Genomic DNA, 10,826 nt, shown 5'->3' with positions numbered 1-10,826 from the left:
GGGGAGCACCGCGCCGGGCGCGGGGGCCGCGGCCTCGTCGCGCTCCGCGGCCCGCGAGCCGGCGCCGATCGGGTCGCTGACCACCGCGAGCCGGGAGCCGTCGTCGAAGACGGCCTCGACATGCACCTCGGTGACCACATCGGCCACGCCCGGCAGCACATCGTCCGGACCGAGCACGCCGCGTGCCGCCTCGATGGCTTGAGCGAGGCGGCGCCCGTCCCGCGCCGCCTCGCAGACTGTGTCCGCGATCAACGCGGTCGCCTCGGGCACATTCAGCTTCAGTCCGCGGGCCCGGCGCGTCCGCGCCAGCTCGGCTGCGCCGAACAGCAGCAGCCGGTCGCGTTCCGTCGGCGTCAACCGCATCCCGTCACACCCTCCAGCTCGATTAGAGCAACACTCTAACCAACAAATTGGTCAACGCGAAAGCATTGACCTACTGCATGGGGATGAGCGACATTGAGCGCTGCTCTAAATAAGCGGTGAATTGAACGCCGCTCTAAATGATCTCGCGCCGCAAGTGCCCCTCACCGGCACCGCGAGTACCACTCGACGGAGCACTGTCCAGAACACGGAGCACTGCACTCGGAGCACTGCTCGCACACTGTTGTCCGGCCTCTCAGGGGAGCCCTCATGCCGATAGAACAACGCGGAGTCGACACCATCCCGGACGAGGAACGCACCAGCGGTCCCCGCGACCTCATCTCGATCCTGCTCGGCTCGAACCTCGCCCTCGGCGTGGTCATCTTCGGCTGGCTCCCGGTCTCCTTCGGGCTCGGCTTCTGGCCCTCGGTGACCTCCCTGGTCGCGGGCACCCTCGTCGGCACCCTGCTGACCGCCCCGCTCGCACTGGTCTCGCTGCGCAGCGCCACCAACCTCTCCACCAGCAGCGGCGCCCACTTCGGCGTACGCGGCCGGCTCATCGGCTCGGTCATCGGCCTGCTGCTGTCGCTCGGCTACACCGCGCTGACCCTGTGGGTCGGCGGCGACGCGGTCGTCGGCGCTCTGCACCGCCTCGTCGGGCTGCCGACCGGCGGACCGACCTACGCCCTGGTCTACGCCCTGCTGGCGGGCGCCACCGCGGTCGGCGCGGTCTACGGCTACCGGGTGCTGCTGCGGCTGAGCAAGGTGCTCGCGATCGGCCTGACCTTCCTGCTGGCCGTCGGCATCGTCGCCTACGCCGGCACCTTCACCACCGCGGCGCCGCACGGCAGCTCGTATCTGCTCGGCGGCTTCTGGCCGACCTGGCTGCTGGCCGCCGTCTCCGCGGGCCTGAGCGGCCCCATCGCGTTCATCACCCTGCTCGGCGACTACAGCCGCTACATCTCCCCGCGCCGGCACAGCTCCAAGAAGGTCTTCGGCGCGACCTGTCTGGGCCTGGTGGTCGGTCTGCTGGTGCCCCAGCTCTTCGGTACGTTCACCGCGCTGGCGGTCGGCGCGGGCGAGGACTACGCGGGCCCGCTGGTGGCCGGCGCCCCCTTCTGGTACCTCGCGCTGCTGCTGCTCAACGCCTCGGCCGGATCGGTCGGCAACTCCGGTCTGATGCTCTACAGCATGGGCCTGGACCTGGACGCCATCCTGCCGCGGGCGACCCGCACCCAGGCCACGTATGTGGTCGCCGCGATCGCGACCGCGCTGGTCTACGCCGGCCACTTCCTGTGGGCCGCGCAGGACGCGATGACCTCCTTCGTCCTGCTGATGACCGCCGTCGGTACGCCGTGGGCGGTGATCACCGTGATCGGCTTCGTGCGCTGCCGCGGTGCGTACGACCCGGATTCGCTACAGGTCTACAACCGCGGTACGCGCGGCGGCGTGTACTGGTACCGGGCGGGCTGGAACGTCAAGGCGGCCCTCGCCTGGGCGCTGGGCTCGGTGATCGGCCTGATGGGCGTGGACACTCCGCTCTACTCGGGGCCACTGCTCCCCTTCACCGGCGGTATCGACGTCAGCTTCCTGCTCGCGGCGGCCGTGGGCGCCGTCGCCTACCTGGCGCTCACCGCGCGCGAGCCGCGGCCGGTACCGGCGCTGCGGACCCTTGCGCCACCTCCGCCGGCCGCCCCGGCGGAGGCCTCCGCGGAGGTCGGCTGAGCCGGCGTGACCATGACTGAGGCCGCCCCCGACATCGTGTCGGAGGCGGCCTCAGTCGTGTTCAGGGCAGCGCCCCGGGGCGGGATCAGCCCAGGGGATGCATCCAGCCGTGCGTGTCTGCGGCAACGCCCCGCTGGATGTCGAGGAGCGCCTCGCGCAGCTTCAGCGTGACCTTGCCGGGCTCGCCGTCGGACTGGGTCCACTCGCCGCCCGCGCTCTTGACCGTGCCGACCGGGGTGATCACGGCGGCCGTGCCGCAGGCGAAGACCTCGGTGAGTGTGCCGTTCTCCGTGTCGGCCTTCCACCGGTCGATGGAGACCCGGGCCTCCTCCGAGTCGTAGCCCAGGTCGCGGGCGACGGACAGGAGGGAGTCACGGGTGACACCGGCGAGCAGGGAGCCGGTCAGCGTGGGGGTGACGATCACCGGCTTTTCCTTGGATGCACCGCCATAAACGAAGTACAGGTTCATACCGCCGAGCTCCTCGACCCACTTGTGCTCCACGGCGTCGAGGTAGGCGACCTGGTCACAGCCGTGCACCGCGGCCTCGGCCTGCGCGAGCAGCGACGCGGCGTAGTTGCCGCCGGTCTTGGCGTCGCCCATGCCGCCGGGGACGGCGCGCACCCGGTCCTCGGACAGCCAGATGGAGACCGGCTTGACGCCACCGGCGAAGTACGCGCCCGCGGGCGAGGCGATGACGACGAAGAGGTACTCGTTGGCGGGCTTCACGCCCAGGCCGACCTCGGTCGCGATCATGAACGGGCGCAGATAGAGCGACTCCTCGCCGCCGTGCGTGGGCACCCAGTCCTTGTCCTGCTGGACGAGCAGGTCACAGGCCTCGATGAAGGTCTCGACGGGCAGCTCCGGCATGGCCAGGCGGCGCGCGGAGGCCTGGAAGCGCCGGGCGTTGGCGTCGGGGCGGAAGGTGGCGACGGAGCCGTCGGGCTGGCGGTAGGCCTTGAGGCCCTCGAAGATCTCCTGGGCGTAGTGCAGGACATTGGTCGCCGGGTCGAGGGAGAGCGGCCCGTACGGCACGAGCTGCCCGTCGTGCCAGCCGCGGCCCTCCGTCCACCTGATCGTCACCATGTGGTCGGTGAAGTGGCGGCCGAAGCCGGGGGCGGCCAGGATCTGCTCCCGCTCCGCGTCGGACAGCGGGTGCGAGGAGGGCTTGAGCTCGATCGTGGGCGTCGTCATGAATGCATGTCCTTCACTGCGTGTTCCGATACCTGGGGGTACCTCCCAGCGTTAGCTGGGGGAGGGTCACCGGCCCAGCCCTCCGGCCGGGGGTCGGGGGGTCGGCCCCCCACCTTGCGGCACCGGTGCGGTTTGTGGCGGCCGCGCGCACGACGAGATCTTGAACGTACCGGTCGTTACTGGGACGTCCGAGTTTCCTCGCGGACGGCGACACCACGTCCGATTATCGCCCGTGGCTCTCCGCCGCTGGAACCGTGTGCGCGGTCCGGGTCCGATGGTCGCATTCAACCGGGCGGTAGCCCAGAGTGGATTTAACGCGGACAGCGCCGGACCGTAGGCGGCCCGGCGCTGTCACGTTCTGTTCGGTGCGCGGGCGTCAGCCCGCTACGCGTGCCGCGAGCGCATCGCCGATCTCGTCCGTGCTGCGCGCCGTACCGTCCCGGGCCTCCAGGTCGGCCGCGACGACCTCCTCGATGCGGGCGGCCTGCTGCTCGAAGCCGAGGTGGCGCAGCAGCAGGGCGACGGAGAGGATCGTCGCCGTCGGGTCGGCCTTGCCGGTGCCCGCGATGTCCGGCGCGGAGCCGTGCACCGGCTCGAACATCGACGGGAACTCGCCGGTCGGGTTGATGTTCCCGGAGGCGGCCAGGCCGATGCCGCCGGTGACGGCCGCGGCGAGGTCGGTGAGGATGTCGCCGAAGAGGTTGTCGGTGACGATCACGTCGAACCGCTCGGGCTGGGTGACGAAGAAGATCGTCGCGGCGTCGACATGCAGATAGTCGGTGGTGACCTCGGGGTACTCCTGGCCGACCTTGTCGAAGATGTTCTTCCACATGTGGCCCGCGTAGACCAGGACGTTGTTCTTGTGAACCAGCGTCAGCTTCTTGCGGGGGCGGGCGTTGGCCCGCTCGTACGCGTCCCGGACCACGCGCTCCACACCGTAGGCGGTGTTGACGCTGACCTCGGTGGCGACCTCGGCCGGGGTGCCGGTGCGCAGGCTGCCGCCGTTGCCGGTGTAGGGGCCTTCGGTGCCCTCGCGGACGACGACGAAGTCGATGTCGGGGCGGCCGGCGAGCGGGGTGGCCGTGTTCGGGAAGAGCTTCGAGGGGCGCAGGTTCACGAAGTGGTCGAACGCGAAGCGGAGCTTGAGCAGCAGACCGCGCTCCAGCACGCCGGAGGGTACGGACGGGTCGCCGATGGCGCCGAGCAGGATCGCGTCGTGCTGCTTGAGCGACTCCAGCTCCGCGTCCGGCAGGGTCTCGCCGGTCGCATGCCATCGCTTGGCACCAAGGTCGTACTCCTTGGTTTCCAGCTTGATGTCCTGCGGGAGGACCGCGGTCAGGACCTTCAGGCCCTGGGCCACGACTTCCTGGCCGATACCGTCACCGGGGATCACTGCGAGGCGAATGCTGCGAGACATGTTTGGACCCTACTCGCGGTCCCATTGATTGACACGTAACGTCCGCCATACGGACACATGGGAAGCCGGTCAGCTGCCGTTCACCCCAACGACCCACTGTGGTCGGGTGATGCTGCGAAATTCGGCAGCATGACTGGAAACTCCCGGGGGGCCGAACCGCTGCCCTCGCACACCCCGCGCGTCGGTATACCGGAGCAGCTCGCGGCCCGGATGAGCATGCCCGAGCAGCATGACTACCTCCGTACGAAGCTGACCCGCCGGGGTCTGCTGCGCACCTCTGCCGCCACCGCGGGAGTGGTCGCCGGCTCCGGTCTGCTGGCCGGTTCGGCCCAGGCCGTCTCCCCCACCCTCCTCACCTCGCAGGCCACCGCCACCGTCGACGGTTCGCTGGTGGCCCCCTTCGGCCGCCATCTGGCCTTCGGCGCCGACCCCAAGAGCCAGATGCGGATCGGCTGGCAGGTGCCGTTCGCGGTGAAGCGGCCGTATCTGCGGGTGGGTCTCAAGCCGTGGGACCTGGGGCGCAAGATCGAGGCCGAGGTGCGCGATCTGCACACCCCGTCGCTGTCCGCGAAGCTGCCCGCGGTGCAGCAGTACTACCTGCACGCCGCGCTGGACGGACTGCGCCCGGGAACGACGTACTACTACGGCGTCGGCCACGACGGCTTCGACCCCGCCGACCCGCGCCACTTCTCCACCGTCGGCACCTTCCGTACCGCCCCGGCCCGCGCCGAGAAGTTCGTCTTCACGGCCTTCGGCGACCAGGGCGTGAGCTACCACGCGCTCGCCAACGACCAGCTGATCCTGGGTCAGAACCCGTCCTTCCACCTGCACGCGGGCGACATCTGCTACGCGGACCCGGACGGCCAGGGCTCCGACCACGACACCTATGACGCACGGGTGTGGGACCAGTTCCTCGCCCAGACCGAGTCGGTGGCCAAGTCCGTGCCGTGGATGGTGACCACCGGCAACCACGACATGGAGGCCTGGTACTCACCCAACGGCTACGGCGGCCAGAACGCCCGCTGGACGCTGCCCGGCAACGGCCCGGACGCCAAGAACGCCCCCGGCGTCTACTCCTTCACCTACGGCAATGTCGCGGTCGTCGCCCTGGACGCCAACGACATCTCGTATGAGATCCCCGCCAACCAGGGCTACACCGGCGGCAGGCAGACCCGCTGGCTGGACCGCCGGCTGGCCGAGCTGCGCGCCGCCAAGGGCATCGACTTCATCGTGGTCTTCTTCCACCACTGTGCCTTCTCCACCACCAACTCGCACGCCTCCGAGGGCGGGGTGCGCGACGCCTGGCTGCCGCTGTTCGAGAAGCACCGGGTGGATCTGGTCATCAACGGCCACAACCACGTCTACGAGCGGACCGACGCCATCAAGGGCGGCCGGGTCAGCAAGAAGATGCCGATCGGCGAGAGCGTCGACTCCGCACACGAGGGCATCGTCTACGTCACCGCCGGCGGCGCGGGCAGGTCGCTCTACGACTTCCCCGTACCCGACAGCTACGAGGGCCACGTCAAGGACCTCGACCACGTCGACACCTACCACTGGTCCAAGGGCCAGGTGAAGACCAAGGACACCGTGGAGTGGTCCCGGGTCCGCTACACCGGCTACTCCTTCATCGCCGTCGAGGTCTCGCCGGGCCACCGCCCCCGGATGAAGGTCACCGCGCTCGCCGAATCCGGCGAGCGCATCGACCACTTCGAGGTGACCCGCTCACACTGAGCCGGCTCACACCCACCCGCAGGGGCGCCCCGGATCCGGGCGCCCTTGTGGCGTTACGAGGGACCGATCCAACGGGCCAGCGACGACCGGATCCGCCACCAGCAGTGGCACAGCTCCGACGACAGCCGCGACGGCAGGGGCCCGGCCTGTGCGCGCATCACTTCAGTGTCCGGTGGAGCCGCCGTTGTCGCGGCGGTCGAGGGCGCGCTGGAGAGCGGCCGCGGCGTTGCGACGGTCGGCTTCGTTGGTCGTACGGGCGGAGTGACGGGTCCTGCGGACGGCAGTCTCGGCCATGATTCACGTCTCCAATGCCAAAGCCCCGAGAACAGATGGGATGCGTCGATCCAGAAGCGGCCGGAAAGAGCGGGGGCCACGGCACGGCAGGGGTCACCTGCGCTTGCGCACCGGGCCGCATCCGCAATCGCTCGATGGAGCGTTACGTTCGGCTCCTACAAAGCTAGGACAGCTCGGCCGTGATGTCTGCACAATTACTTGGGCTTCCTACTATCTGAGACGGCGACCATCTTCCCGAACCGGTGATCCCCGGATATCCGCAGGTCACGGGCGTCCCGCCCGGTCCGGCTCGGCGGTGTCAGCTGCGCCACACGAAGCGCCCGGGAGCACGCCGACGGCCCGGCCACCCCTGGGGAGGAGGGGCGCCGGGCCGTCGGTGTTCACGCGGGCATCAGCCCATGTGCGGGTAGCGGTAGTCCGTCGGCGGGACCAGGGTCTCCTTGATGGAGCGGGTGGAGGTCCAGCGCATCAGGTTCTGCTTGGCACCGGCCTTGTCGTTGGTGCCGGAGGCGCGGCCGCCGCCGAAGGGCTGCTGGCCGACGACGGCGCCGGTGGGCTTGTCGTTGATGTAGAAGTTGCCGGCCGCGAAGCGCAGCAGCTCGCAGGTGCGGGCCGCCTCGGCACGGTCCCGGGCGATGACGCAACCGGTCAGGCCGTAGGCAGAGGCGGACTCCATCTGGGTGAGCATGGCGTCGTAGTCGGCGTCGTCGTAGACGTAGACGCCGAGGATCGGGCCGAAGTACTCGTCCTTGAAGATCTCGTTCTCCGGGTCGGTGGAGACCAGGACCGTCGGGCGGACGAAGTAGCCCTCGCTGTCGTCGTACGTACCGCCGGCCACGACCTCGACGGTCGGGTCGGCCTTGGCACGGTCGATCGCCGCCTTGTTCTTGGCGAACGAGCGCTCGTCGATGACGGCGGACATGAAGTTCGACAGGTCCGAGACATCGCCCATGCTGAGGGAGTCGACCTCGGCGGCGAACTCCTCCTTGAGGCCGTCGTTCCAGAGGGAGGCCGGGACGTAGGCGCGGGAGGCCGCGGAACACTTCTGGCCCTGGAACTCGAAGGCGCCACGGGTCATGGCGGTCTTCAGCACGGCGCGGTCGGCCGTGGGGTGGGCGACGATGAAGTCCTTGCCGCCGGTCTCGCCCACCAGCCGCGGGTAGGTCTTGTAGTTCTCGATGTTGTTGCCGACCGTCTTCCACAGGTACTGGAAGGTCTTGGTCGAACCGGTGAAGTGGATGCCCGCCAGGTCGGGGTGGGTCAGCGCCACCTCGGAGACGTCCTTGCCGTCACCGGTGACGAGGTTGATGACGCCCTTGGGCAGCCCGGCCTCCTCCAGCAGCTGCATCAGCAGCACGGCGGCGAAGGTCTGCGTCGGGGACGGCTTCCAGACCACGACGTTGCCCATGAGGGCGGGCGCGGTCGGGAGGTTGCCGGCGATCGCGGTGAAGTTGAACGGCGTGATCGCGTAGACGAAGCCTTCGAGGGGGCGGTGGTCCGAGCGGTTCCAGACACCCGGGGAGTTCGCCGGGGGCTGCTCGGCGAGGATCTGGCGTGCGAAGTGCACATTGAAGCGCCAGAAGTCGATCAGCTCGCAGGGGGTGTCGATCTCGGCCTGCTGGACGGTCTTGGACTGGCCGAGCATGGTGGCGGCGGCCATCGTCTCGCGCCAGGGGCCGGCGAGCAGGTCGGCGGCCTTGAGGATGATCGCCGCGCGGTCGTCGAAGGACAGCGCACGCCAGGCCGGGGCGGCGGCCAGCGCGGCGTCGACCGCCTCCTGGGCGTCCTGGACCGTGGCGTTGGCGTACGTACCGAGACGGGCGGAGTGGTTGTGCGGCTGCACGACGTCGAAACGCTCGCCGCCGCCCATCCGCCGCTCGCCACCGATGGTCATCGGCAGCTCGATCGGGTTGTCGGCCAGCTCCTTGAGCTTGGCCTCCAGACGGGAACGCTCCGGGCTGCCGGGGGCGTAGGTGTGGACCGGCTCGTTCACCGGCACGGGGACCTGGGTCACAGCGTCCATAGCGGCCGTGTCTCCTTCGATTTCGCTCGTCGGTTTTCGTACGTCGGTGGGTGCGGCCGCGGCCACGTCGGGTGGGCGGCTGCGGGCGGCCACATCGGGGACATCACCCCCTGGCATCCAGCATCCACCCGTGGTGCCGCCGGAGGCGATCAGCCGCGGGTGGCCGGCGGCCTCGGACTGCATCTCCCGGGGGACACCCCCCGGACCCCCGGCCGGAGAGCCGCGGGCCCTCGTCCGTCAGCGGCGGGTCGCCAGCGACCTCAGGAAGAATCCGAGGTTCGCAGGGCGCTCGGCGAGCCGGCGCATGAAGTAGCCGTACCAGTCGGTGCCGTAGGGGATGTACACCCGCATACGGTTCCCCTCGGCGACCAGCCGCTGCTGCTCCGCCTCACGGATGCCGTACAGCATCTGGAATTCGTAGTCGGCCGGCTTGCGCCCGTTGCGGTGCGCCAGCTCCTGGGCGATGGCCACCATCCGCGGGTCATGCGACCCGATCATGGGGTAGCCCTTCCCGGCCATGAGGATCTTCAGGCAGCGCACATAGGCCTGGTCGACCTCCCGCTTGTCCTGGAAGGCGACGGTCGCGGGCTCCTTGTACGCGCCCTTGACCAGCCGCACCCGGGAGCCTTCCCCGGCGAGCGCATGGCAGTCGTCCTCGGTGCGGAAGAGGTAGGACTGCAGCACCGCACCCGTCTGGGGGAAGCGCTCGCGCAGGTCGGCGAGGATCGCGAGGGTGGAGTCGACCGTGGTGTGGTCCTCCATGTCGAGGGTCACGGTCGTACCGGCCTCGGCGGCGGCCTCGACCACCGGAGTGACGTTCTTCAGCGCCAGCTCGTGCCCGCCGGTCAGCGCCTGGCCGAAGGCGGACAGCTTGACCGACATCTCGGCCTTCACGCCGAGCCCGTGCTCCTTGAGGGCCGCGGCCAGCTGGAGGTAGGCGTCACGGTTGCGCAGCGCCTCGGCCGGGTCGGTGATGTCCTCGCCGAGGTGGTCGAGGGTGACCTCCAGGCCTCGCGCGGCGAGGTTCCGCACCGCCGCCATGGACTCGTCCAGGTGCTCGCCGGCGACGAACCGGTCCACCACGGGGCGGGTGACCGGAGCGGCCGCGACGATACGGCGGATGCTGTCGCTGCGCGATGCGGCGAGAAGCACGGGACCCAGCATGGGGCACCTCCACGTTTCAGGGTGACAAGTGCCGGGCGGACACCGGACGGGGCGGACGCGTCGGCAAGATTGAGCCACCTGAAATTTAAGGATCGCGCCACTTCCCGGCCATCGACAGCTGTCACGCCTTCGTGGTCGGGATCTCAGACAGATGTATGAGAATGGGGGTAGGACACCCATGTCAGTGGTGACAGTGGTGTGACGGGTGTCCGAGATGCCGGCGGTGCCGGTGGTGTGGTGACAGGAGAGGGGCCGGACGGCGGATGAGGGGCGACTACCAGCAGCTTGTGGACGAGATCTCGGCGGCGCTCGGCGCGCCGGCGACGCTGGAGGACCGGGATTTCGGGCTGATTGCGTTCGGTGCGCACGAGGGCGACGACGACGAGGTCATGGACCCGGTGCGGACCCGCTCGATCCTTCAGCGCCGCTCGTCGGCGGCGGTACGGGCCTGGTTCGAGGCGTTCGGGATCGCCCGCGCCAAGACGGCGCTGCGCATTCCGCCCGACCCGGCGGCCGGGGTCTTCCGGGGCCGGATCTGTCTGCCCGTACGCCATCGGGGCATCGTGCACGGCTATGTCTGGCTGCTGGACGACGGGCATCTGACCGACCTCGCGCTGGGCGGCCGCGGCGCACCGCCCGACCCGCGGATCGCACAGGCGATGGAGACCGCCGCCCGGATCGGCGCGCTGCTGGCCGACGAGGCCCGCGCCGGGTCCGAACTCGGCGATCTGCTGCGGGAGTTGCTGATCTCGGAGCCCGCCGGGCGGCCCGGCGCCGCGGCCGCGCTGCGCGATGCGCTGCGGGACACCCTGCGCTTCACCCCGGGCGTCCCGCTCGCCCTGGTCGCCGTGCTGCCCTGGGACGCCGCGGACACCGACGTGGCGCCGCTGCCGAGCCTGCCGGGCCTGCTCGCGGCCTGT

The 10,826-nt window shown here is 69.9% G+C and carries 8 protein-coding genes and 1 pseudogene; 3 read left to right on the top strand and 6 right to left on the bottom strand.

The genetic code is table 11. The features are described 5' to 3' along the window. The coding region (gene ureA / locus DY245_RS36275; protein ID WP_128511349.1) for an urease subunit gamma at positions 1–363 on the bottom strand (363 nt) is incomplete at its 3' end. 267 nt (positions 364–630) lie between these two features. Here ureA and DY245_RS36270 point away from each other — a divergent pair. Continuing rightward, complete coding sequence (locus tag DY245_RS36270) at positions 631–2,085, top strand: cytosine permease (protein WP_128511348.1); 1,455 nt, start codon at positions 631–633, stop codon at positions 2,083–2,085. A gap of 85 nt (positions 2,086–2,170) precedes the next feature. Here DY245_RS36270 and DY245_RS36265 read toward each other — a convergent pair whose 3' ends face one another. Both DY245_RS36265 and DY245_RS36260 read right to left on the bottom strand, forming a co-directional pair. Continuing rightward, on the bottom strand, positions 2,171–3,277 hold the full coding sequence (locus tag DY245_RS36265) for a branched-chain amino acid aminotransferase (protein ID WP_128511347.1): 1,107 nt from the start codon (positions 3,275–3,277) through the stop codon (positions 2,171–2,173). A gap of 376 nt (positions 3,278–3,653) precedes the next feature. After that, on the bottom strand, positions 3,654–4,694 hold the full coding sequence (locus DY245_RS36260) for a 3-isopropylmalate dehydrogenase (protein WP_128511346.1): 1,041 nt from the start codon (positions 4,692–4,694) through the stop codon (positions 3,654–3,656). 129 nt (positions 4,695–4,823) lie between these two features. On the opposite strand from DY245_RS36260, the gene DY245_RS36255 reads away from it, so the two are divergent. Further along, the gene (locus tag DY245_RS36255) at positions 4,824–6,425 is read left to right on the top strand and encodes a fibronectin type III domain-containing protein (RefSeq protein WP_181924030.1); all 1,602 of its coding nucleotides are present in this window, start codon (positions 4,824–4,826) and stop codon (positions 6,423–6,425) included. A 162-nt stretch (positions 6,426–6,587) separates the two neighbouring features. Here DY245_RS36255 and DY245_RS47730 read toward each other — a convergent pair whose 3' ends face one another. The 3 genes from DY245_RS47730 to DY245_RS36245 all read right to left on the bottom strand — a co-directional run bounded on the left by DY245_RS47730 (position 6,588) and on the right by DY245_RS36245 (position 9,906). Next, positions 6,588–6,719, bottom strand: a complete 132-nt coding sequence (locus DY245_RS47730; RefSeq protein WP_099055466.1) for a hypothetical protein — start codon at positions 6,717–6,719, stop codon at positions 6,588–6,590. Between the two features lie 391 nt (positions 6,720–7,110). Further along, positions 7,111–8,742, bottom strand: coding sequence for an L-glutamate gamma-semialdehyde dehydrogenase (pruA, locus tag DY245_RS36250; RefSeq protein WP_128511345.1), 1,632 nt, complete (start codon positions 8,740–8,742; stop codon positions 7,111–7,113). A 237-nt stretch (positions 8,743–8,979) separates the two neighbouring features. Then, complete coding sequence (locus DY245_RS36245; RefSeq protein WP_128511344.1) at positions 8,980–9,906, bottom strand: proline dehydrogenase family protein; 927 nt, start codon at positions 9,904–9,906, stop codon at positions 8,980–8,982. A 263-nt stretch (positions 9,907–10,169) separates the two neighbouring features. Here DY245_RS36245 and DY245_RS36240 point away from each other — a divergent pair. Continuing rightward, positions 10,170–10,826, top strand: a pseudogene (locus DY245_RS36240) (PucR family transcriptional regulator); the annotation flags it as partial.

Origin of the sequence: Streptomyces inhibens (assembly GCF_003389455.1) — a bacterium.
In the GTDB taxonomy this organism is placed as follows: domain Bacteria; phylum Actinomycetota; class Actinomycetes; order Streptomycetales; family Streptomycetaceae; genus Streptomyces; species Streptomyces inhibens.
Note: the sequence above shows the minus strand (reverse complement) of the source record. Positions and strands in the feature narration are given on the sequence as shown.

What these genes read in the sequence shown, in the direction of transcription:
- DY245_RS36255 (WP_181924030.1), top strand. Translation starts at nt 4,824, where the DNA reads ATGACTGGAAACTCCCGGGGGGCCGAACCGCTGCCCTCGCACACCCCG.
- DY245_RS36245 (WP_128511344.1), bottom strand. Translation starts at nt 9,906, where the DNA reads ATGCTGGGTCCCGTGCTTCTCGCCGCATCGCGCAGCGACAGCATCCGC.
- DY245_RS47730 (WP_099055466.1), bottom strand. Translation starts at nt 6,719, where the DNA reads ATGGCCGAGACTGCCGTCCGCAGGACCCGTCACTCCGCCCGTACGACC.
- pruA (WP_128511345.1), bottom strand. Translation starts at nt 8,742, where the DNA reads ATGGACGCTGTGACCCAGGTCCCCGTGCCGGTGAACGAGCCGGTCCAC.
- DY245_RS36265 (WP_128511347.1), bottom strand. Translation starts at nt 3,277, where the DNA reads ATGACGACGCCCACGATCGAGCTCAAGCCCTCCTCGCACCCGCTGTCC.
- DY245_RS36260 (WP_128511346.1), bottom strand. Translation starts at nt 4,694, where the DNA reads ATGTCTCGCAGCATTCGCCTCGCAGTGATCCCCGGTGACGGTATCGGC.
- DY245_RS36270 (WP_128511348.1), top strand. Translation starts at nt 631, where the DNA reads ATGCCGATAGAACAACGCGGAGTCGACACCATCCCGGACGAGGAACGC.